General features: G+C 62.8%; 22 protein-coding genes. All 22 read left to right on the top strand.

The genetic code is table 11. From position 1 onward, the window contains the following. The first annotated feature begins 5 nt into the window (after positions 1-5). The 22 genes from NMG80_RS32245 to NMG80_RS32350 all read left to right on the top strand — a co-directional run bounded on the left by NMG80_RS32245 (position 6) and on the right by NMG80_RS32350 (position 22,719). The gene (locus NMG80_RS32245) at positions 6-1,196 is read left to right on the top strand and encodes an NADH-quinone oxidoreductase subunit D (RefSeq protein ID WP_254021858.1); all 1,191 of its coding nucleotides are present in this window, start codon (positions 6-8) and stop codon (positions 1,194-1,196) included. Beyond that, a complete protein-coding gene (locus tag NMG80_RS32250; RefSeq protein WP_254021859.1) occupies positions 1,196-1,573 on the top strand; it encodes a hypothetical protein in 378 nt (125 codons plus the stop codon). The genes NMG80_RS32245 and NMG80_RS32250 overlap by 1 nt, the downstream gene beginning before the upstream one ends. Then, entirely contained in the window at positions 1,574-2,899 is a 1,326-nt protein-coding gene (locus NMG80_RS32255) for an NADH-quinone oxidoreductase subunit E (protein ID WP_254021860.1), read from the top strand. A gap of 10 nt (positions 2,900-2,909) precedes the next feature. Then, positions 2,910-4,214: an NADH-quinone oxidoreductase subunit NuoF gene (gene nuoF, locus NMG80_RS32260; RefSeq protein WP_254021861.1), complete on the top strand. Its 1,305-nt coding sequence runs from the start codon at positions 2,910-2,912 to the stop codon at positions 4,212-4,214. Positions 4,215-4,412: 198 nt separating this feature from the next. Beyond that, positions 4,413-5,105 carry a helix-hairpin-helix domain-containing protein gene (locus tag NMG80_RS32265; RefSeq protein ID WP_254021862.1) on the top strand — a complete coding sequence of 231 codons (693 nt, stop codon included), beginning with the start codon at positions 4,413-4,415 and terminating at the stop codon, positions 5,103-5,105. Between the two features lie 8 nt (positions 5,106-5,113). Next, a complete protein-coding gene (locus tag NMG80_RS32270) occupies positions 5,114-5,425 on the top strand; it encodes a pentapeptide repeat-containing protein (RefSeq protein WP_254021863.1) in 312 nt (103 codons plus the stop codon). After that, positions 5,425-7,506: an NADH-quinone oxidoreductase subunit NuoG gene (nuoG, locus tag NMG80_RS32275; protein WP_254021864.1), complete on the top strand. Its 2,082-nt coding sequence runs from the start codon at positions 5,425-5,427 to the stop codon at positions 7,504-7,506. The genes NMG80_RS32270 and nuoG overlap by 1 nt, the downstream gene beginning before the upstream one ends. A 1-nt stretch (position 7,507) precedes the next feature. After that, positions 7,508-8,551, top strand: coding sequence for an NADH-quinone oxidoreductase subunit NuoH (gene nuoH, locus NMG80_RS32280; RefSeq protein WP_254021865.1), 1,044 nt, complete (start codon positions 7,508-7,510; stop codon positions 8,549-8,551). A 103-nt stretch (positions 8,552-8,654) separates the two neighbouring features. Next, on the top strand, positions 8,655-8,846 hold the full coding sequence (locus NMG80_RS32285; protein WP_254021866.1) for a hypothetical protein: 192 nt from the start codon (positions 8,655-8,657) through the stop codon (positions 8,844-8,846). 2 nt (positions 8,847-8,848) lie between these two features. After that, a complete protein-coding gene (gene nuoI, locus NMG80_RS32290) occupies positions 8,849-9,340 on the top strand; it encodes an NADH-quinone oxidoreductase subunit NuoI (RefSeq protein WP_023798861.1) in 492 nt (163 codons plus the stop codon). Positions 9,341-9,601: 261 nt separating this feature from the next. Further along, positions 9,602-10,222, top strand: coding sequence for an NADH-quinone oxidoreductase subunit J (locus tag NMG80_RS32295; RefSeq protein WP_091594336.1), 621 nt, complete (start codon positions 9,602-9,604; stop codon positions 10,220-10,222). A 1-nt stretch (position 10,223) separates the two neighbouring features. Next, positions 10,224-10,532, top strand: coding sequence for an NADH-quinone oxidoreductase subunit NuoK (gene nuoK, locus NMG80_RS32300; protein WP_023798863.1), 309 nt, complete (start codon positions 10,224-10,226; stop codon positions 10,530-10,532). A gap of 11 nt (positions 10,533-10,543) precedes the next feature. After that, the gene (gene nuoL / locus NMG80_RS32305) at positions 10,544-12,517 is read left to right on the top strand and encodes an NADH-quinone oxidoreductase subunit L (protein WP_254021867.1); all 1,974 of its coding nucleotides are present in this window, start codon (positions 10,544-10,546) and stop codon (positions 12,515-12,517) included. Then, positions 12,517-14,022 (top strand): NADH-quinone oxidoreductase subunit M, encoded by a 1,506-nt coding sequence (locus tag NMG80_RS32310; protein WP_254021868.1) that lies wholly within the window; start codon positions 12,517-12,519, stop codon positions 14,020-14,022. The genes nuoL and NMG80_RS32310 overlap by 1 nt, the downstream gene beginning before the upstream one ends. Positions 14,023-14,041: 19 nt before the next feature. Further along, on the top strand, positions 14,042-15,478 hold the full coding sequence (gene nuoN / locus NMG80_RS32315) for an NADH-quinone oxidoreductase subunit NuoN (protein WP_254021869.1): 1,437 nt from the start codon (positions 14,042-14,044) through the stop codon (positions 15,476-15,478). Positions 15,479-15,482: 4 nt separating this feature from the next. Then, complete coding sequence (locus tag NMG80_RS32320) at positions 15,483-16,304, top strand: biotin--[acetyl-CoA-carboxylase] ligase (protein ID WP_254021870.1); 822 nt, start codon at positions 15,483-15,485, stop codon at positions 16,302-16,304. Positions 16,305-16,438: 134 nt separating this feature from the next. Beyond that, positions 16,439-18,109, top strand: coding sequence for a ribonuclease J (locus NMG80_RS32325; protein ID WP_254021871.1), 1,671 nt, complete (start codon positions 16,439-16,441; stop codon positions 18,107-18,109). A 96-nt stretch (positions 18,110-18,205) separates the two neighbouring features. After that, positions 18,206-18,610: a methylmalonyl-CoA epimerase gene (mce, locus tag NMG80_RS32330; RefSeq protein WP_254021872.1), complete on the top strand. Its 405-nt coding sequence runs from the start codon at positions 18,206-18,208 to the stop codon at positions 18,608-18,610. After that, a complete protein-coding gene (locus NMG80_RS32335) occupies positions 18,607-18,891 on the top strand; it encodes a DUF1467 family protein (protein WP_254021873.1) in 285 nt (94 codons plus the stop codon). The genes mce and NMG80_RS32335 overlap by 4 nt, the downstream gene beginning before the upstream one ends. 536 nt (positions 18,892-19,427) lie before the next feature. Further along, entirely contained in the window at positions 19,428-20,756 is a 1,329-nt protein-coding gene (proS, locus tag NMG80_RS32340; protein WP_254021874.1) for a proline--tRNA ligase, read from the top strand. After that, complete coding sequence (locus tag NMG80_RS32345) at positions 20,753-22,039, top strand: lipoprotein-releasing ABC transporter permease subunit (RefSeq protein ID WP_254021875.1); 1,287 nt, start codon at positions 20,753-20,755, stop codon at positions 22,037-22,039. The genes proS and NMG80_RS32345 overlap by 4 nt, the downstream gene beginning before the upstream one ends. Continuing rightward, positions 22,036-22,719 (top strand): ABC transporter ATP-binding protein, encoded by a 684-nt coding sequence (locus NMG80_RS32350; RefSeq protein WP_174654574.1) that lies wholly within the window; start codon positions 22,036-22,038, stop codon positions 22,717-22,719. The genes NMG80_RS32345 and NMG80_RS32350 overlap by 4 nt, the downstream gene beginning before the upstream one ends. Positions 22,720-23,198 lie beyond the last annotated feature (479 nt).

Below are 23,198 nucleotides of genomic sequence, written 5' to 3' on the forward strand. Positions count from 1 at the left end.
GATCCATGGCTGAAACTTCCGTCCGCAATTTTAACATCAACTTTGGACCTCAACACCCTGCTGCGCATGGTGTTTTGAGGCTGGTACTTGAGTTGGACGGCGAAGTCGTCGATCGCGTCGATCCGCATATCGGGCTGTTGCATCGCGGCACCGAGAAGCTGATCGAAGCCAAGACCTATCTGCAGGCCGTGCCCTATCTCGACCGGCTCGACTATTGCGCGCCGATGAACCAGGAGCATGCCTTCGCGCTGGCCGCAGAGCGGCTGCTCGGCATCGAGGTGCCGAAGCGCGGCCAGCTGATCCGCGTGCTTTATTGCGAGATCGGCCGCATCATGTCGCACATCCTCAATGTGACGACGCAGGCGATGGATGTCGGCGCGTTGACGCCGCCGCTTTGGGGCTTCGTCGAGCGCGAAAAGCTGATGGTGTTCTACGAGCGGGCCAGTGGCTCGCGCATGCATGCAGCCTATTTCCGGCCCGGCGGCGTCCACCAGGACCTGCCGCAGCAGCTGGTCGAGGATATCGGCAACTGGATCGATCCGTTCCTGAAGTCGCTCGACGATCTCGACGCACTGCTCACCGGCAACCGCATCTTCAAGCAGCGCAATGTCGACATCGGCACCGTCTCACTGGCCGACGCCTGGGCCTGGGGCTTTTCGGGCGTCATGGTGCGTGGATCCGGCGTCGCCTGGGATCTGCGCAAGTCGCAACCCTACGAATGCTATGCCGAGATGGATTTCGACATTCCAATCGGCAAGAACGGCGACTGCTACGACCGCTATCTCGTGCGCATGGAAGAGATGCGCCAGTCCGCCAAGATTATGCGCCAGTGCGTCGACCTGCTGCTCGGCAAGGAAGGCGCGGGACCGGTGTCGAACCTCGACGGCAAGGTGGTGCCGCCGAAGCGTGCGGCGATGAAGCGCTCGATGGAAGCGCTGATCCATCACTTCAAGCTGTACACCGAAGGCTACCGCGTGCCGGCCGGCGAGGTCTATGCGGCGGTCGAAGCGCCGAAGGGCGAGTTCGGCGTCTATCTGGTCTCGGACGGCACCAACAAGCCCTATCGCTGCAAGTTGCGCGCGCCCGGCTTCGCGCATTTGCAGGCCATGGACTTTTTGTGTCGCGGCCACATGCTGGCCGACGTCACCGCCGTGTTGGGTTCACTCGATATTGTGTTTGGTGAGGTCGATCGCTAATGGCACGAGGCGCTTTGCATGTTGCCGTTGGTGTTGCTGCTGGCGCGGCCGGGATGGGCGCCGTTGCTGCTTGGGGCAGCTCACCGCAGAGCTACCTGGTGTCTTGCAGACCTGAGGGCACAAAAACTGAAGTCGTTTGTGGTATCGCCGCAAACGGCAGGTTGTGGAGCTTGTATTCGGGTTGGTATCTCCATGCCGATACGGAATATCCGGATTGGAAGGTGGCACTTGGCATGGATTGTTCGGATCGGTATCGCGAATATCGCGATTACGTCGACACCGCTTGGGAAAAGATCGGAAAAGAAGTGAATTCCGACGTTTTGGCTAGCTCCGACCCTCGCTTTTATTTCGACTGCTACAGCAGAGTTCAAAACTAAATGTCAGTCCGCCGTCTCGCAGAAGCCAGCCTCCAGCCAGCCGCCTTCGCCTTTAACCGGGCGAATGCGGCAGCGGCGAAGCAATGGATCAAGAAATATCCGAAGGGCCGCGAGCAGTCGGCGATCATCCCCTTGCTGATGCTGGCGCAGGAGCAGGAAGGCTGGGTGACCAAGGCGGCGATCGAGACGATCTCCGACATGCTCGGCATGCCCTACATCAGAGGGCTCGAAGTCGCGACCTTCTACACGCAGTACCAGCTCAACCCGGTCGGCACCCGCGCGCATATCCAGGTCTGCGGCACCACGCCCTGCATGCTGCGCGGCTCGGAAGCGCTGATGGACGTGTGCCGCTCGAAGATCCATCACGACCAGTTCCACACCAACGACAAGGGCACGCTGTCGTGGGAAGAGGTCGAATGCCTTGGCGCCTGCGTCAACGCGCCGATGGTGATGATTTTCAAGGACACGTTCGAGGACCTGACGCCGGAGCGGCTTGCCGAGATCATCGATCTCTATGATGCCGGCAAGGGCGCCTCGGTGACGCCCGGGCCGCAGAACGGCCGCATCACCTCCGAGCCGATCACCGGCCTGACGACGCTGACGAGCGAAAAGGCGATCCTGAAGACGACCCGCGACAGGGAAGCCAAGGCGGCTGCCAGGGCCGCCAGGCAGGCAGCACCAGCGGCAATTGCCGTGACGCCGGCGGCTCCGGCCGTACAGGCACCGGCTGCCCCGGTCGCGCCGTCGAAGGCCAGCAAGCCGAAGACCGATGCGCCCGAAACCAGCCCGGCGCTGGAGACGCCTTCTCCGGCAAAGGTCGCACCAGAGACGGAAAAGGCGGCGAGCGTCAGAGCACCGCGGCATTCGGCCGCCAATGCCAACAAGGCCGCGCCGGAAGTCGAAAAGGTTTTGAGACAGCGCAGCGGTCCCATCACAAAGGCTGAACCAGCGGCCGCTTTCAAGGCGCCGGAAGCCAAGGGCACGCAGCTCGGCGCTGCCGGTAAGACGGCCGCCGCGAAGACGACCAATGCCAAGCCTTCGCTCGAGGACAAGAACCGTCCGGCCGGCATCGCAAGGCCGGCACTGGTCGACGATCTCAAGCTGATCTCGGGGGTCGGCCCGAGAATCGAAGGCGTCCTGCATTCGCTTGGCATTTTCACTTATGCGCAAGTCGCGTCCTGGAAGAAGGCCGAGCGCGAGTGGGTCGACGGCTATCTCAACTTCCACGGCCGCATCGAGCGCGAAGACTGGGTCAAGCAGGCCAAGGCGCTCGCCAAGGGCGGGATCGCCGAATATATCCGCGTCTTCGGCAAGAAGCCGGTCTGAGGGACGAACAATGCTTCAGGACAGAGACCGCATCTTCAACAACATCTACGGCCGCTTCGACAAGTCGCTGGCCGGCGCGATGGCGCGCGGCGCCTGGGACAACACGCCCGGCATCATCGCCAAGGGGCGCGACTGGATCGTCAACGAGATGAAGGCATCAGGCCTGCGCGGCCGCGGCGGCGCCGGCTTCCCGACCGGGCTAAAGTGGTCGTTCATGCCCAAGCAGAGCGACGGCCGGCCGAGCTATCTCGTCGTCAATGCCGACGAATCCGAGCCCGGCACCTGCAAGGACCGCGACATTTTGCGCCATGACCCGCACACGCTGGTCGAAGGCTGCCTGATCGCCGGCTTCGCCATGGGCGCGGTTGCCGCCTACATCTATGTGCGCGGCGAGTTCATCCGCGAGCGCGAAGCGCTGCAGCGCGCCATCGACGAGGCCTATGCGGCCAAGCTGATCGGCAAGAACAACATTTCCGGATACGATTTCGACATCTACATGCATCATGGCGCCGGCGCCTATATCTGCGGCGAGGAAACGGCGCTGCTCGAAAGCCTCGAAGGCAAGAAGGGCCAGCCGCGGCTGAAGCCGCCGTTTCCGGCCAATGTCGGCCTCTATGGCTGCCCGACGACAGTCAACAATGTCGAGTCGATCGCCGTGGCGCCAACCATTTTGCGCCGCGGCGCTGCCTGGTTCTCGTCCTTCGGCCGGCCCAACAATGTCGGCACCAAGCTGTTCTGCATCTCGGGCCACGTCAACAATCCGTGCACCGTCGAAGAGGCGATGTCGATCCCGTTCCGCGAACTGATCGAGACGCATTGCGGCGGCATTCGCGGCGGCTGGGACAATCTGCTGGCGGTCATTCCGGGCGGCGCTTCGGTGCCGCTTGTGCCGGCGGAACAGATCATCGACGCGCCGATGGATTTCGATGCGCTGCGCGACCTGAAATCGGGTCTCGGCACGGCGGCCGTCATCGTCATGGACAAATCGACCGATATCGTGAAGGCGATTGCCCGGCTTTCCTACTTCTACAAGCACGAGAGCTGCGGCCAGTGCACGCCGTGCCGTGAAGGCACCGGCTGGATGTGGCGGGTGATGGAGCGGCTGGTGCGCGGTGAGGCGCAGAAGCGCGAGATCGATATGCTGCTCGACGTGACCAAACAGGTCGAGGGCCACACGATCTGCGCGCTGGGTGATGCGGCGGCGTGGCCGATCCAGGGCTTGATGCGGCATTTCCGCGGCGAGGTGGAGCGGCGCATCGACGAGTTTTCGCGCAATGCGCACCGGGCAGAGCCGGTGATGGTGGCGGCAGAATAGAGAAGAATTGAAAGACGGGCGAATGCCCGATTGGAATGCGGGCAATGCCCGATTTGAAATACGGGCAAGGGCCCGATCTGAAATACGGGCGAATGCCCGATCTGAGATACGGGCAAGTGCCCGATCTGAAATACGGGCGAATGCCCGATTTGAGGAAACAGGCCGGGGCATACGGAAGAAACGACCAGGAGACCACCCATGTCGCTGAATTCGAGACCCGATCATTTGATGCCAGATTTGGAACCGTTCGAGAAGATGAGCCAGGACCTGACCAGGATGATGCCGAAGGAGATGGCCAGCGCCGTCAATCTTCTGGCGCACCCTGTCGCGGGTGCGGCAGCGCTATCGGTGCTCGGCATTGGGCTTGCCCATCACGCTTTTGGGGTGTGGATGGGCGTGCTCTCGGGCGCCGCCGAAACCTCGCAGCGGCTCTTCCAGCCGATCGTCGACGATTTAGATGCCAGGGTCGAACGCTTTTCTCAGACAGGAACAAGCTCCTCGACCAAGGCGCGCGCGGCGACGAAAACCTTGATCGCCGAGGCGCAGTCCTTCGCCCGGAACGTGAATGACATAGCGGCGAACAGCATGGACGATGCACGCAGCGTAGTCGATGCGGCTGCCGCACCGGCCGGTTTGATGCCGGAGGACTTCAAGCAGCCCAAGGCCATGGATTGTCCGGCAAACCCGGTCGACCTCAAGGCCATATCGGGCATCGGGCCGAAGCTGGAACAGGTGCTGAACGGCCTGGGCATCTGGACCTACGGCCAAATCGCGGCGTGGACGCCGGAAGAGATCGCCTGGGTCGACGATTATCTGTCGTTCAAGGGCCGCATCGGTCGCGATAACTGGCTTGGCCAGGCGGCGGCGCTGGCCGCCAAGGCCGAGAGGTAGGGGACGAGATGGAGGTCCACGACAGGCGCGATGTTCTGGACGTGCGCAACGCCATCGTCAGCAATTCCAGTTTCGATGACGTCGACATGTCGAACGCCCGGTTTCACGACGTCGACCTGTCGGCGGCCAGGATCCACCGCACCAACCGGAGCAACACCAGGGTGGAAGACGCCAATCTTTCGAATGCGTATTTCACCAACGTAGACATGAGCAACGTGAAGATAGAAAACGCGCAGGTCGCGGGCATGATGATCAACGGCATCAGCCGTGACGACCTGTTCCAGGCATATGAGACGGCGAAGACCGCCGGGGGCAATTGATGGCAAAGCTCAAGGTCGACGGGAAAGAGATTACTGTACCCGACCACTACACGCTGCTGCAGGCAGCCGAGGACGCCGGCGCCGAAGTGCCGCGCTTCTGCTTCCATGAGCGGCTGTCGATCGCCGGCAATTGCCGCATGTGCCTGATCGAGGTGAAGGGCGGGCCGCCCAAGCCGCAGGCGTCCTGCGCCATGGGCGTGCGCGATCTGCGTCCGGGACCGAATGGCGAAACGCCGGAAATCTTCACCAACACGCCGATGGTCAAGAAGGCCCGGGAAGGCGTGATGGAATTCCTGCTGATCAACCATCCGCTCGATTGCCCGATCTGCGACCAGGGCGGCGAGTGCGACCTGCAGGACCAGGCGATGGCGTTCGGCGTCGATTCCTCGCGCTATCACGAGAACAAGCGGGCGGTCGAAGACAAGTATATCGGGCCGCTGGTCAAGACGATCATGAACCGCTGCATCCATTGCACGCGCTGCGTCCGCTTCACCACCGAAATTGCCGGCATTTCCGAGCTCGGCCTGATCGGTCGCGGCGAGGACGCCGAAATCACCACCTATCTCGAAAGCGCGATGACATCGGAACTGCAGGGCAACGTCATCGACCTTTGCCCGGTCGGCGCGCTGACCTCCAGGCCCTACGCCTTCCAGGCGCGGCCGTGGGAACTGACCAAGACCGAATCCATCGATGTTATGGACGCCGTCGGCTCGGCGATCCGCGTCGATTCCAGAGGCCGCGAGGTGATGCGCATCCTGCCGCGCACCAACGAGGCGGTGAACGAGGAGTGGATTTCCGACAAGACCCGCTTCATCTGGGACGGCTTGCGCACCCAGCGCCTCGACCGGCCATATGTCCGCAAGAACGGCAAGCTGGTCCCGGCAGACTGGGCCGAGGCTTTTTCCGCGATCAAGGACGCGGTGTCGAGCACCGCGCCCGACAAGATCGGCGCCATATCAGGTGATCTCGCCGCCGTCGAGGAGATCTATGCGCTGAAGCTGCTGATGGCCTCGCTCGGCTCGAAGAATACCGACTGCCGCCAGGATGGCGCCGCGCTCGATCCGTCGCTCGGCCGGGCAAGCTATATCTTCAACCCGACCATCGAGGGCATCGAGCAGGCCGACGCGGTGCTGATCATCGGCGCCAATCCGCGCTTCGAGGCGTCCCTGCTCAACGCCCGCATCCGCAAGCGCTGGCGGGTCGGCAACCTGCCGGTCGGCGTCATCGGCGAGGTCGGCGATACGCGCTACGACTATGAGCAGCTCGGCGCCGGAACGGAATCGCTGAAGGAATTGGCCGACGGCAACGGCAAGTTCTTCCAGGTGCTGAAGGAGGCCGCGCGGCCGCTTGTTATCGTCGGTCAGGGCGCGCTGTCGCGCTCGGACGGCGCGGCCGTGCTCGGCCAGGCGGCGAAGCTCAGCCTGGCCGTCAATGCCGCGAGAGCCGACTGGAACGGGTTTGCCGTGCTGCACACTGCTGCGGCGCGTGTCGGCGGTCTCGATGTCGGCTTCGTGCCGGGCGAGGGCGGAAAGAGCGTCGCCGGCATGCTGGGCGATATGGACGTTTTGTTCCTGCTCGGCGCCGACGAGATCGACATGGCCAGGACCGGCGACGCCTTCGTCATCTATATCGGCACGCATGGCGACCACGGCGCGCACCGCGCCGACGTCATCCTGCCGGGTGCCGCCTATACCGAAAAATCGGGCACCTACGTCAACACCGAGGGCCGGGTGCAGCAGGCCAACCGTGCCGGCTTCGCGCCGGGCGATGCACGCGAGGACTGGGCGATCCTGCGGGCGCTGTCGGATGTGCTGGGCAAGAGATTGCCGTTCGATTCGCTGCCGCAGCTGCGCGCAAAACTCTATGGCGAATACCCGCATCTTGCCCGCATCGACCAGGTGGCGGCCGGCAATGCTGACGATATCGCTGAGGTGGCGAAACTCGGCGGGCAGCTGGACAAGGGCAGCTTCACCTCGCCGGTCAAGGATTTCTACCTGACCAACCCGATCGCGCGGGCCTCCGCGGTGATGGCGGAGTGCTCGGCGCTGGCGAAAAACGGTTTTCAGCAGGCGGCGGAATAGCATGGACACCTTCTTCTCCTTCTACGTGCTGCCGGCGCTGCTCATCCTGTTGAAGTCGGTCGTGCTGATCGTCGTGCTGTTGATCTTCGTCGCCTACATCCTGTACGCGGACCGCAAGATCTGGGCGGCGGTGCAGCTGCGCCGCGGCCCGAACGTCGTCGGCCCCTGGGGCACGCTGCAGGCTTTCGCCGACCTTCTGAAGTTCGTGTTCAAGGAACCGGTGATTCCATCCGGCGCCAACAAGGGCGTTTTTCTGCTGGCGCCTTTGGTTTCGGCGGTTCTGGCGATCTCCGCCTGGGCTGTCATCCCGGTCAGTGAGGGCTGGGCGATCGCCAACGTCAATGTCGGCATCCTTTACGTCTTCGCCATCTCCTCGCTCGAGGTCTATGGCGTGATCATGGGCGGCTGGGCGTCCAACTCGAAATATCCGTTCCTCGGCGCGCTGCGCTCGGCGGCGCAGATGGTGTCCTACGAGGTCTCGATCGGTTTCGTCATCGTCACAGTGCTGCTTTGCGTCGGCTCGCTCAACCTGTCCGACATCGTGCTGTCGCAGCAGGACGGGCTGGGCACCCGGGTCGGCCTGCCCAACACCTTCCTCGACTGGCATTGGCTGTCGCTGTTCCCGATGTTCGTCATCTTCTTCATCTCGGCGCTGGCCGAAACGAACCGCCCGCCCTTCGACCTTGTGGAAGCCGAATCGGAACTCGTCGCCGGCCACATGGTCGAATATTCGTCGACACCGTTCCTGCTGTTCTTCCTCGGCGAATATGTCGCCGTCGTGCTGATGTGCGCGCTGGCCACCATCCTGTTCCTCGGCGGCTGGCTGCCGCCCTTCGACTTCGCTCCTTTCACCTGGGTGCCGGGGCTGATCTGGTTCGTGCTCAAGGTCTGCCTGGTGTTCTTCATGATCTCGATGGTGAAGGCCTTCGTGCCGCGCTACCGCTACGACCAGCTGATGCGGCTCGGCTGGAAGGTCTTCCTGCCGATCTCGCTGGCGATGGTGGTGATTGTCGCCGCGTTCCTCAAGATCACGGGGTTTGCGTGATGGTCCAAGCGGATAGCTTGCCGCGCGAGTCAGCTCACACGCGCCGCCGTGGAGTTTCGATCGGCACGTCTACGGAAAGGCAGCGAGCGATGAGGGAGCGGTCATGAACGCGAACTTGATCGGCGCTTTGGTGGGCGGGGTGGTTGCGGCGGCAGATTTCGCGCTGCTCAGGTTGCTTGCCTCGCGCGTTGAACTCGATGAGACGAAACGCGTTTTGAACATAACCGGCCTCAGCCAGTTCGTGCTGCTGCCGATCGTGGGCTGGTTCGTGGTCCCGCTGTTTGCTGGAGAATGATGATGTCAGCGCTAGCTCAAGCCGCAAAGTCGCTGCTGCTGCAGGATTTCGTCAGTGCGTTCTTCCTGTCGATGCGCCAGTTCTTCGCGCCGAAGGAGACGATCAACTATCCGCACGAAAAGGGGCCGACCAGCCCGCGCTTTCGCGGCGAGCATGCGCTGCGCCGCTATCCGAATGGCGAGGAGCGCTGCATCGCCTGCAAACTGTGCGAGGCGATCTGCCCGGCGCAGGCCATCACTATCGAGGCCGGCCCGCGCCGCAACGACGGCACCCGCCGCACGGTGCGCTACGACATCGATATGGTGAAGTGCATCTATTGCGGCTTCTGCCAGGAAGCCTGCCCGGTTGACGCCATCGTCGAAGGGCCGAATTTCGAATTCGCGACCGAGACGCGCGAGGAACTTTATTATGACAAGGACAAGCTCTTGGCCAATGGCGACCGCTGGGAGCGCGAACTGGCGCGCAACATCTCGCTGGACGCGCCGTACCGATAGGACAGCTTTCTTCTCCCCGTTCACGGGGAGAAGATGCCGGCAGGCAGATGAGAGGGGCCAACGTCGCAAAATTCAGCCCTGCCCCTCATCCGGCCCTTCTGGCCACCTTCTCCCCGTAAACGGGGAGAAGGAAACGGAATGACGCATGGACGGGGCGAGAGGCCTCGTTTATGGACAACGCGGCTTCGGCACCGGAGGCGGAACGAAGCCACACATCAAACAGGACGAACGTCCTGTTTGGACAGGAACTAGGGGGAACCCATGCTGAATGGACTAGAGGCGGCCTTTTTCTACCTCTTCGCCTTTGTCGCGGTGGCGTCGGCGTTCATGGTCATTTCGGCGCGCAATCCCGTGCATTCGGTGCTGTTCCTGATCCTGACCTTCTTCAACGCCGCAGGCCTGTTTATGCTGACCGGCGCCGAGTTCCTGGCGATGATCCTGCTCGTCGTCTATGTCGGCGCCGTCATGGTGCTGTTCCTGTTCGTCGTCATGATGCTCGACGTCGATTTCGCCGAAATGAAGGAAGGCGCCCTGCAATACGCGCCGATCGGCGCGCTGGTCGGGCTGATCCTGGCGGCTGAGCTGATCGTCGTGCTCGGCGGCTATACGTTCGCGCCGCAACTGGCGGCGACGGTTGCAAAACCCATTCCGGACCTTGCCGCGCGCTCGAACACGGCAGCGCTCGGCGACATCCTCTACACCGACTACCTCTACTACTTCCAGATTGCGGGCCTGGTGCTGCTGGTCGCCATGATCGGCGCCATCGTGCTGACGCTGCGCCACAAGCCGGGCATCAAGCGGCAGTCAATCGCCGCCCAGGTCGGCCGCACGCCGGCAACGGGAATGGAAATCCGCAAGGTCAAGACGGGCGAAGGAATCTGAGATGGTCGTCGGCATCGCACACTATCTGACCGTATCGGCGATCCTGTTCACGCTCGGCGTGTTCGGCATTTTTCTCAACCGCAGGAACATCATCGTCATCCTGATGTCGATCGAGCTGATCCTGCTCGCGGTCAACATCAATTTCGTCGCCTTCTCGGCAGCACTCGGTGATCTCGTCGGACAGGTGTTTGCGCTGTTCGTGCTGACGGTCGCAGCGGCTGAAGCGGCGATCGGCCTCGCCATTCTCGTCGTCTTCTTCCGCAACCGCGGCTCGATCGCGGTCGAAGACGTGAACATGATGAAGGGTTGACGGAAACCACCATGTATCAGGCCATCGTCTTCCTTCCTCTGCTCGGCTTCCTGATCGTCGGCCTGTTCGGCACGTCGCTCGGCGCCAAGGCGTCCGAATACATCACCTCCGGCTTGCTGGTGATATCAGCCGTGCTGTCGTGGGTCGCCTTCTTCGCCGTCGGTTTCGGCGAAGGCGAGGTGTTCACCGTGCCGGTGCTGCGCTGGATCCAGTCGGGCGGGTTGGAGGCGGCATGGGCGCTGCGCATCGACACGCTGACGGTGGTGATGCTGGTCGTCGTCAACACGGTGTCGGCGCTGGTCCACATCTACTCGATCGGCTACATGCATCACGACCCGAATCGGCCGCGCTTCTTCGCCTATCTGTCACTGTTCACCTTCGCCATGCTGATGCTGGTGACGGCTGACAACCTCGTGCAGATGTTCTTCGGCTGGGAAGGCGTCGGCCTCGCCTCCTATTTGCTGATCGGCTTCTGGTACAAGAAACCGTCGGCCAATGCCGCCGCGATCAAGGCCTTCGTCGTCAACCGCGTCGGCGATTTCGGTTTCGCGCTCGGCATCTTCGGCGTGTTCGTGCTGTTCGGCTCGGTCAATCTCGGCACCATCTTCGCCAATGCGGCGACGTTCATTCCGGCCGAAGGCGGCTCCGAGGGCGCTGCCGTGCTGACCTTCCTCGGCTATGCGCTCGACAAGCAGGCTGCGATGACCGTCGTCTGCCTCTTGCTGTTCATGGGCGCCATGGGCAAGTCGGCCCAGGTGCCGCTGCACACCTGGCTGCCGGACGCCATGGAAGGCCCGACGCCGGTCTCGGCGCTCATCCATGCCGCCACCATGGTGACGGCCGGCGTGTTCATGCTGGCGCGGCTGTCGCCGCTGTTCGAACTTTCGCATTCGGCGCTGATCGTGGTCACCTTCATCGGCGCCTTCACCGCCTTCTTCGCGGCGACCGTCGGCCTTGTCCAGAACGACATCAAGCGCGTCATCGCCTATTCGACCTGCTCGCAGCTCGGCTACATGTTCGTGGCGCTCGGCGTCGGCGCCTATGGCGCGGCGATCTTCCATCTGTTCACGCATGCCTTCTTCAAGGCGCTGCTGTTCCTCGGCTCCGGCTCGGTGATCCACGCCGTCTCGGATGAACAGGACATGCGCAGGATGGGGGGCCTCAGAACGCTCATTCCGAAGACCTACTGGATGATGGTGATCGGCACGCTGGCGCTGACCGGCGTCGGTATTCCGGTGACGGTCATCGGCACCGCCGGCTTCTTCTCCAAGGACGCGATCATCGAAAGCGCCTTTGCCGCGCACAATCCGGTCGCCGGCCTTGCCTTCGTGCTGCTGGTCGTCGCCGCCTGCTTCACCAGCTTCTATTCGTGGCGGCTGATCTTCATGACCTTCCACGGCCAGCCGCGGGCGAGCCACGAGGTCATGCACCACGTCCATGAATCGCCGCCGGTCATGCTGGTGCCGCTGTACATCCTGGCGGCGGGCGCGCTGTTGGCCGGCGTGATCTTCCATGGCGCCTTCATCGGCGAGGGCTATGCCGAGTTCTGGAAGGCGTCGCTGTTCACGCTGCCGGAGAACCACATCCTGCATGACATCCACGAAGTGCCGTTTTGGGTGAAGCTGTCGCCGTTCGTCGCCATGCTGATCGGCTTTGCGATTGCCTGGCAATTCTACATCCGCGCGCCGGAAATGCCTGTGAATCTCGCGGCGCAGCATCGCGGGCTGTACGCCTTCCTGCTCAACAAGTGGTATTTCGACGAGCTCTTCGACTTGCTGTTCGTGCGGCCGGCAAAACGCCTCGGCCACTTTCTGTGGAAGACCGGCGACGGCACCGTGATCGACGGACTTGGTCCTGACGGGGTCTCGGCGCGCGTCGTCGACGTCACCAACCGGGTCGTCAAACTGCAGACCGGCTATCTCTATCACTATGCCTTCGCCATGCTGATCGGCGTTGCCGCATTCGTCACCTGGATGATGCTCTGATGACCGCCTGGCCGATCCTCTCGCTGGTCACCTTCCTGCCGCTGGTTGGTGTGCTGTTCATTCTGCTGATCAATGACGACAGCGAGAATGCCCGCCGCAACATCCGCGCCATTGCGTTGTGGACGACTGGTATCACCTTCATCATCTCGCTGTTCATCTGGACCGGCTTCGACAATGCGGAGGCTGGCTTCCAGTTCGTCGAGAAGTTTGCCTGGCTGGATTCCGGCATCTCCTACCATATGGGCGTCGACGGCATCTCCATGCTGTTCGTCATCCTGACCACCTTCCTGATGCCGCTCTGCATCCTGGCTTCGTGGGAATCGATCGAGAAGCGCGTCAAGGCCTACATGATCGCCTTCCTGCTGCTGGAGACGCTGATGATCGGCGTGTTCTGCGCGCTCGACATCGTCTTGTTCTACGTCTTCTTCGAAGCCGGCCTGATCCCGATGTTCATCATCATCGGCGTGTGGGGCGGCAAGCGGCGCGTCTACGCCTCGTTCAAGTTCTTCCTCTATACGCTGGCCGGCTCGGTGCTGATGCTGCTCGCCATCATGGCGATGTTCTTCCAGTCCGGCACCACCGACATCCCGACGCTCCTGACGCACAACTTCCCGGCCACGATGCAGACCTGGCTATGGCTCGCCTTCTTCGCCTCCTTCGCCGTGAAGATGCCGATGTGGCCGGTGCACACCTGGCTGCCGGATGCCCATGTCGAGGCGCCGACGGCCGGTTCGGTCATCCTGGCCGCCATCCTGCTGAAGATGGGCGGATATGGCTTCCTGCGCTTCTCCTTGCCGATGTTTCCGATTGCCTCGGAGATGTTTGCGCCGCTGGTCTTCGCGCTGTCCGTCGTCGCCATCATCTACACCTCGCTGGTGGCGCTGATGCAGGAGGACATGAAGAAGCTGATCGCCTACTCGTCGGTCGCCCACATGGGCTTCGTCACCATGGGCATCTTCGCGATGAACCAGGAAGGCGTCCAGGGGGCGATCTTCCAGATGCTGTCGCACGGCCTGGTCTCCGGCGCGCTGTTCCTCTGCGTCGGCGTCATCTACGACCGCATGCACACGCGCGACATCGACGCCTATGGCGGGCTGGTCAACAACATGCCGAAATACGCCACCGTGTTCATGATCTTCACCATGGCCAATGTCGGCCTGCCCGGCACCAGCGGCTTCGTCGGCGAGTTCCTGACTATGCTCGGCGTGTTCCGGGTCAACACCTGGGTGGCGTTCTTCGCCGCCACCGGCGTTATCCTGTCGGCGGCCTATGCGCTCTGGCTGTATCGCCGGGTGATCTTCGGCGCGCTGACCAAGGACAGCCTGAAAGGCCTGCTCGACCTGTCGACGCGCGAGAAGGCGATCATCTATCCGCTGGCCGTGCTGGTCATCTTCTTCGGCGTCTACCCGGCGCCGGTCTTCGACGCGACCGCCGCTTCGGTCAAGGCGCTCGTCACCAATGTCACCGCATCCATCGACACCGCGCAGACCGCGGCGGCGAACTGACCCGAGGGGTTTGCGAACCATGACGCCGGACCTTCTCTCCAGCCTGTCGCTGTCGACGCCAGAGCTGATCCTCGCCGTCGGCGCCCTGGCGCTGCTGATGCTCGGCGCCTATTCGCGCGCCAACACCACCACCACGGTCAGCGGCCTTGCCGTCGCCGTCCTGGTGGTTGCCGGCGTCTGGACGATCCTTTCCACCGGGCAGGGCAACGCTTACGGCGAAGCCTTCGTCCAGGATCCCTTCGCCCGCTTCATGAAGGTGCTGGCGCTGATCGGGTCGGCGGTGACGCTGGTCATGTCGATGCGCTTCGCCAAGGCGGAGCATTTCGACAAGTTCGAGTATCCGGTGCTGATCCTGCTGTGCACGCTCGGCATGATGCTGATGATCTCGGCCAACGGCATGATCGGGCTTTATCTCGGCCTCGAACTGCAGTCGTTGGCAATCTACGTGCTGGCGGCGATCAACCGGGACAATCTGCGCTCGACCGAGGCTGGGTTGAAGTATTTCGTCCTCGGCGCGCTGTCGTCGGGCATGCTGCTTTACGGCATCAGCCTCGTATACGGCTACACCGGCAACACCGGTTTCCAGGAGATCGCCGCAGCACTTGGCGGCGGCGAGCGGCAGCTTGGCCTGGTCTTCGGCCTGGTCTTCGTGCTGGCAGGCCTCGCCTTCAAGATATCGGCGGTGCCGTTCCACATGTGGACGCCCGACGTCTATGAAGGCGCGCCGACGCCGGTGACGGCCTTCCTCGCGGCGGCGCCGAAGATGGCGGCGATGGCGCTGATCGTGCGCGTCACCATGGACGCCTTCAAGCCGATCGCGGCCGACTGGCAGCAGATCATCGTCTTCATCTCGATTGCCTCGATGCTGCTTGGCGCCTTCGCGGCGATCGGCCAGACCAACATCAAGCGGCTGATGGCCTATTCCTCGATCGGCCATATGGGCTACGCCCTGGTCGGCCTCGCCGCCAACAGCCAGGCCGGCGTGCGCGGCGTTGCCATCTACATGCTGATCTATCTGGTGATGACGCTCGGCACCTTCGCCTTCATCCTCGCCATGCGGCGCAAGGAGGGCAATGTCGAGCAGATCGGCGATGTCGCCGGCCTGTCGTCGACCAATCCCATCATGGCGACGATCCTGACCATCCTGATGTTCTCGCTGGCCGGCATTCCGCCGCTCGCCGGCTTCTGGGGGAAGTGGTACGTGTTCCTTGCCGCCATCAACGCCAACCTCTACGCGCTGGCGATCATCGGCGTGCTGGCCTCTGTGGTGGGCGCCTATTATTATCTGCGGATCATCAAGATCATGTGGTTCGACGAACCGGTCGGCGGCTTCGTGCCGATGGCGACCGAGCTTCGCGTCGTGCTTGGCGTCTGCGGCGCCTTCGTGCTGTTCTATGTGCTGATCGGCGGGCCGATCGGCACCTATGCCGAAGCCGCCGCCAAGACATTCTTCTGACGGGATGGCATTTCGGCTGGCTCCAACAGCGGCCTCGGAAGGGTTCCGGCTCGAGGCACATGACACGGTCGGTTCCACCAATGCGCTGGCGCTCGACCATGCGCGGGCGGGGGATCCGGGCAAGCTCTGGGTCGTTTCGAAAAAGCAGGAAAGCGGGCGCGGCCGGCGCGGCAGGGTCTGGGCGACGCCCGAGGGCAATCTGGCGGCGACGCTGCTGGTGGTCACCAATGCCGAGCTTCGCCTGGCCGCGACGCTCGGCTTCGTCGCCGGGCTGGCGCTGGCCGATGCGCTCGACGCCGTCGTGCCGAAGGTGAGGATCGCGATCGGCCTCGACGGCGGCATCGATGGAAAAAACCGTTTCGAGCTGAAATGGCCGAACGATGTGCTCGCCTCCGGCGCCAAGCTTGCCGGCATCCTGCTGGAATCGGCGATACTCGAAGGCGATCGCTTTGCGGTGGCGGTGGGCATCGGTGTCAATGTTGTGGCATACCCCAAAGATTTGCCTTATCCCGCGACATCGCTTAGCGCGCTGGGCACTGCTTGCGATGCCGAGACATTGTTTCTGGCGCTGTCGGATGCCTGGAGCGAGAATGCGCGGCTGTGGAACGATGGCCGCGGGCTGTCCGCCGTCAGGCGGCGCTGGCTAGCGCGCGCGGCAGGGCTTGGCGGGCAGGTTGCTGTCAGAATTGACGGTAATGTGGTGCGCGGCACGTTCGAGACCATTGACGAGGACTGCCGTTTCGTGATCCGCGACGATGAAGGTTCGGTTCTGACGATCGCCGCCGGCGACGTGCATTTCGGTGCGGTCGCGTCGGCCCAAGTTTGACAGGCCAAGGTTTTAACAGGCCAAGGTTTTTGACAGGCCAAGGTTTTTGACGGGCTCAGGCTTGATTGGCTCGAGGTTTTGACGGGCCCCAAATATTGATGGGCTGGGGTTGACCGGCCAGGAAAGGAATTATCATGGCGACAGCGGAAAACGCCGAACTCGTCTTCGTGCCGCTTGGCGGCGTTGGCGAGATCGGCATGAACTTCGCCCTCTATGGCTACGGGCCGGCCAATGCGCGCGAATGGATCGTCGTCGATGTCGGTGTGACCTTTCCCGATGCCAGCCTGCCCGGCGTCGACCTGGTGCTGCCCGACACGCGCTTCATGGAGGAGAACGTCGCCAATTTGCGCGGCATCGTCATCACGCACGCGCATGAGGACCATTACGGCGCGCTGCTCGACACATGGCCGAAGCTCAAGGCGCCGGTCTGGATGACGCCGTTCGGCGCTGGATTGCTGGAAGCCAAGCGGCAGGGCGAGCAGGGCGCACCAAAGATCCCGGTGACGATCTACCGCGCCGGCGAAAAATTCAGCGTCGGCCCGTTCGAGATCGAGGCCATCCCGGTCGCGCACTCGATCCCTGAACCGATGTCGCTTGCGATCACCTCGCCGGCCGGCACCGTCATCCACACCGGCGACTGGAAGATCGATCCGGCGCCGACGATCGGGCCGCTGACCGACGAAGCGCGGTTCCGCGCCTATGGCGACAAGGGCGTGCTGGCGCTGATCTGCGATTCCACCAATGCGCTGCGGGAAGGGGTGTCGCCGTCGGAAGTCGCGGTTGGCGAGGGCCTCAAGGGCGTCATCCAAAGCGCCAAGGGCCGCGTTGCGGTCACCACCTTTTCCTCCAATGTCGGACGCATCGTCTCCATTGCCAAGGCGGCACGCGATGCCGGCCGGCAGTGCCTGGTGCTCGGCCGCTCGCTGAAGCGCGTCATCGATGTTGCCGGCGAGCTCGGTTACATGGATGGGCTGCCCGAATTCATCGCCGAGGAGGACTTTGGCTTCATCCCGCGCGAAAACCTCGTCATCATCTGCACCGGCAGCCAGGGCGAGCCGCTTGCGGCACTGGCGAAACTGTCGCGCGAGGAGATGAAATCGGTGTCGCTGACGGCAGGCGACACGGTGGTGTTTTCCTCGCGCACCATTCCCGGCAACGAGAAGGGTATCCTCGAGATCAAGAACCGTCTGATCGATCTCGGCATCAAGATCATCGAGGACGGTGATGCGCTGGTGCATGTCTCCGGCCATCCGCGCCGCAGCGAGCTGCGCCAGATGTATGAATGGGTGCGCCCGCAGATCGGCGTTCCCGTGCATGGCGAGGCGGCGCATCTGGTGGCGCAGGGATCGCTTATGTCGGTGTCCGGAATCGGCCAAGTGGCGCAGGTCCGCGACGGCGACATGCTGAGGCTCTATCCCGGTGCGGCGACGATCATCGACCAGGTGCCGTTCGGCCGCATCTACAAGGACGGCAGGCTGATCGGCACCGACCAGGCGATGGGCATTCGCGACCGGCGCAAGCTGTCTTTCGCCGGCCATGTCGCGGTCAATGTCGTGCTCGACGACAGATATGAGCTCGCCGGCGATCCCGATCTGGTCGCTATCGGCGTCGCCGAGGCCGATGCCCGCGGCGAGAGCCTGGAAGACCTGATGATCGATGCGGCAATCGGCGCCGTGGACTCCATCCCCCGTCAGCGCCGAAAAGACCTCGACCTCATGCAGGAGGCAGTGCGCCGCGCCGTCCGCGGCGCCGCCAATGAAGCCTGGGGCAAGAAGCCGCTGGTGACGGTGTTCGTCACAAGGTAAGGGAATAGGGAGTAGGGCAGTACGGCAGTAGGGGGAGAAAGTAGTTTTTCCCTACTCCCATACTGCCCTATTGCCTTACTGCCCTGAGGAAAACCTATGCTTGGACGCCTTAACCATGTCGCGCTTGCCGTGCCGGATTTGGCCGCGGCGACAGCGGCTTATCGCGACACGCTCGGCGCTCGGTTGAGCGCGCCGCAGGCGCTGCCGGAGCATGGCGTGACGGTGGTGTTCGTCGATGTCGGCAATACCAAGATCGAATTGCTGGAGCCGCTTGGTGAGGGCTCGCCGATCGCGGCATTCCTCGAGAAGAACCCCTCGGGTGGCATGCATCATCTGTGCTATGAGGTCGACGACATTCTTGCCGCGCGTGATCACCTCAAGGCCAGCGGCGCCCGCGTCCTGGGCGACGGCAACCCGAAGACCGGCGCGCACGGCAAGCCGGTGCTGTTCCTGCATCCCAAGGATTTCTTCGGCACGCTGGTCGAACTGGAGCAAGCATGAGCTGGGTTTCATTTCTCGCCCTGTTCTTCATCACATGGTGGGTGGTGCTGTTCGCCATCCTGCCGTTCAGCCTGAGGACGCAGGACGAGGATGAGGACGTGACGCTGGGCACGGTATCCAGCGCGCCGCGCGGACCGCATATGCTGCGCGCGGTGCTGCGGACGACGATCGTCACGCTGGTTCTGCTTGGCATCTTTTATGGCATTACGAGGGGGCTCGGCCTCGGCATCGACGACATCCCGCACATCGTGCCGGATTTCACCCAGAGTCCCGAAAACTAGAGCAATTCCAGGCCGGAAGAACCGATGCGGTTATTTTCGAACCCGCTGTGCTGACGTTGCGTAAGTGATTTGGCAATTTGTCGTGCTAACCAAATGATTGCACAAAAAAAATGCAAGGCACGAGGCCTTGCAATTTAAACGCGTCCGATCTGTTTCCGGTATCCGGCGGCAGCGAGTAACCGCGCCTAGATCGCATCCTCCCAAGACTTTGACCGCGTAGGAGAGCAGATTTCTTTCCGCCCTCTCGGTTATCGGCGCACATTAGACCAAGCCGGGTGAAAATGTCACGCAGAATTTTGCCCGGAAATAAGCAATCTCGTGCTGCACTGCACAATAGTATGGCAGGCGTTGCTTGCGAAACGACCAGCAAGGCGAACGCGGCACTGCGGCGCCTTTGCGACGCCCAGTGGGCGCCCATCTGGCGCCCAGGAGGGAGCGGGTTTCCATTCCGTCATGAAATGGCTATGAAGCCGGGGCAAGCAAGCCAGCGCTGCGCCGATTCCGGTGCGGCAATCCTCTCTCTCACGGACCAGTCCATGCGTTTGTCGCGCTATTTCCTGCCTATCCTTAAAGAAAATCCGCGCGAGGCCGAAATCGTCTCGCACCGGCTGATGCTGCGCGCCGGCATGATCCGCCAGCAGGGGCAAGGCAGTTTTTCCTGGCTGCCGCTCGGCAAGAGGGTGCTGGACAAGGTCTGCCGGATCGTTCGCGAGGAGCAGGACCGGGCCGGCGCGCTCGAGATCCTGATGCCGACCATCCAGTCCGCCGAGCTGTGGCGCGAAAGCGGCCGCTATGACGACTATGGCAAGGAGATGCTGCGCATCAAGGACCGGCAGGATCGGGACATGCTCTATGGGCCGACCAACGAGGAGGTGGTCACCGAGATTTTCCGCGCCTATGTGAAATCCTATAAGGATCTGCCGCTCAATCTCTATCACATCCAGTGGAAATTCCGCGACGAGGTGCGGCCGCGCTTCGGCGTCATGCGCAGCAGAGAGTTCCTGATGAAGGACGCCTATTCCTTCGATCTCGATTTTGCAGGCGCCAAGGCGGCCTATAACAGGATGTTCGTGTCCTACCTCAGGACGTTCACACGCATGGGGCTGCAGGCAATCCCGATGCGCGCCGACACCGGGCCGATCGGCGGCGACCTCAGTCACGAATTCATCATCCTGGCCGATACCGGCGAGAGCCAGGTCTATTGCCACCGCGACTATCTCGCGCTCGAAGTGCCGGGGGCGGACACCGACTTCTCCGACGATGCCGAGATTGGCGACATCGTCAAGAAATGGACGACGCCCTATGCCGCAACCGACGAGATGCACGACGAGGCGGCGTGGGAGAAGGTTGCGGCAAGCGACCGAGTCTCGGCGCGCGGCATTGAGGTCGGCCACATCTTCCATTTCGGCGACAAATATTCGAAGGCGATGGGCGCCAAGGTGACCGGACCCGACGGCAAGGATCATTTTGCCTCCGGAGGTTCCTACGGCATCGGCCCGACGCGGCTGGTCGCGGCGATCATCGAGGCCAGCCATGACGATAACGGCATCATCTGGCCGGAGGCGGTGGCGCCTTTCGACATCGGCCTGATCAATATGAAGGCTGGCGACGCCGACTGCGACCGCGTGTGCGATGAACTCTATGCGGCGTTTGTCGCCGTCGGCAAGGACGTGCTCTACGACGATACCGATCAGCGGCCGGGCGGCAAGTTCGCCACCGCCGACCTGATCGGATTGCCGTGGCAGGTGATCGTCGGGCCGCGCGGCGTGGCCGCCGGCGAGGTCGAGATCAAGAATCGCAGGACCGGCGAGCGTGAGACGCTGCCGATTGCGGACGTGAAGAAACGCTTCGGTTCTGCCGCATGAGCGAAGCGGCAGTAGCAAAATCCCCGGCCGCCGGAGCTTTTTCCGTGTTCGAACGTATGGTCGCGTGGCGCTATCTGCGCTCGCGCCGCAAGGAGACGGTGATCTCCGTCATCGCATCGATTTCCTTCCTCGGCATCATGCTGGGCGTCGCCACGCTGATCGTGGTGATGGCTGTCATGAACGGCTTTCGCGCCGAGCTCCTGACGCGCATCCTCGGCGTCAACGGCCATCTGATCGTGCAGCCGCTCGACATGCCGCTGGAGGACTATGCGCAGGTCGCCGGCCGCATCAATGGCGTGCCTGGCGTCCAATACGCCATTCCGCTGATCGACGGGCAGGTCCTGGCGCAAGGCAATATCGGCGGCGGGTCGGGGGCGCTGGTGCGCGGCATACGCGGCGAGGATCTGGGCAAGATTTCAATTGTCGCCAACAATATCAAGCAGGGCTCGATCGCCGGCTTCGACACAGGCGAGGGCGTCGCCATTGGCAGCCGCATGGCCGACAATCTCGGCCTTGTGCTCGGCGACACGATCACGCTGATCGCGCCCGACGGCGATGTGACGCCGCTCGGCACGACCCCGCGCATGAAGGGCTATCCGGTCACGGCGATCTTCGAGGTCGGCATGTCGGAATATGACAGCTCCATCGTCTACATGCCGTTTTCGGAAGCGCAGCTCTATTTCAACATGGATGGCCGGGCTCAGGCGATCGAGATCTATGTCGACAATCCCGACAATGTCGACGCGCTGAAACCGAAGGTCGAGGAGGCGTCACAGCGGCCGATCAGCATGGTCGACTGGCGAGAACGCAACCGGACATTCTTCGATGCGCTGCAAGTGGAGCGCAACGTCATGTTCATGATCCTGACGCTGATCGTGCTGGTGGCGGCGCTCAACATCATTTCGGGGCTGATCATGCTGGTGAAGGACAAGGGCCACGATATCGCCATCCTTCGCACCATGGGCGCCACGCGCGGCGCGATCCTCCGCATCTTCCTGATGACGGGCGCGGCGATCGGCGTGGTGGGCACCATCGCCGGCGTCCTCCTCGGTGTCATTATCTGCCTGAACGTCGAGCGCATCCGCCAGTTCTTCTCCTGGCTGGCCGGCGAAAGGCTGTTCAATCCCGAGCTCTACTTCCTGAGCCAGTTGCCTGCCCGCATGGACGCCAGCGAGACGATCTCGGTGGTGCTGATGGCGCTGGTGCTGTCGTTCCTGGCGACGCTGTTTCCGGCATGGCGCGCGGCCAGGCTCGATCCGGTCGAAGCGCTGAGGTACGAATGATGGCCGAGGCCATTATCGAGCTGAAGAGCGTCGAGCGGCATTATGTCCAGGGGCCGCGCAAGCTGACCATCCTCAACGGCGCCGATTTTTCGTTGAAGCGCGGTGAGATCGTGGCGCTGGTGGCGCCTTCGGGCACCGGCAAATCGACGCTGTTGCACACCGCCGGACTGCTGGAGCGGCCGGACGCCGGCGATGTCATTCTGGCCGGCCGAGCCTGCGGGCGGCTTTCCGACGACGAGCGCACGGCGATCCGCCGCAACGATGTCGGCTTCGTCTATCAGTTCCATCACCTGCTGCCGGAGTTCACGGCGCTGGAAAACATCATGATGCCGCAACTGATAAAAGGGCTGACGCGCAAGGAGGCTGCCGAGCGGTCGGCGCAACTGCTCGACTACATGCAGATCGGCAAGCGAGCGCAGCACCGGCCGTCCGAACTGTCCGGCGGCGAGCAGCAGCGCGTCGCCATCGCGCGCGCCGTCGCCAATGCGCCGCTGGTGCTGCTGGCCGACGAGCCGACCGGCAACCTCGACCCGGTCACCGCCTCCTATGTGTTCGAGGCACTGGGCGCGCTGGTCCGGCAGTCGGGCTTGGCGGCACTGATCGCCACCCACAATCACGAGCTTGCCTCGCGCATGGACCGTCGCGTCACGCTGGCCGACGGCAAGGTTGTTCCGCTTTAGCTGCATCGAGATTCAGGTGATGCCGGCCTGCGAACGGCGGTTTCCTGCGCTTCCGGTACTCACGTACCCAAAAGTACGCTCCGTTCCGGTTCTCGGAACCCACCGTTCTCGGCGCGGCCTGACCTGAATCTCGACACACCTAACGGGCTGATCCTCAGCGTGCCGTCTTGTCATTTCCCACTCGCAGCCAGCGTGGAAGCGGTGGAAATCCGCCTGTCAACCTTTGCTTAACCCTGCCGAACTGAGCGCCGCGAATTTCACGGAACGCGTGGACTGCGGTCGTTGACATTCGAACAAAACTAGAACAAAATGCTAACATACTGAAAACAGGAGAGCGTTATGACCGGTCTTGTTCAGGATGTCGTGTCACTGGTGTGCATGAGCACGTTTCTCATTTCCATGGCGATCTGGATCGGAGCGATGTGAGGCAGCGCGCCCCGTTTCTTCCAGGGTTGAGAGGCGGCGTCGGAAATCGGTGG

The sequence above is a fragment of the Mesorhizobium escarrei genome (genome assembly GCF_935825525.1).
GTDB classification, from domain to species: domain Bacteria; phylum Pseudomonadota; class Alphaproteobacteria; order Rhizobiales; family Rhizobiaceae; genus Mesorhizobium; species Mesorhizobium escarrei.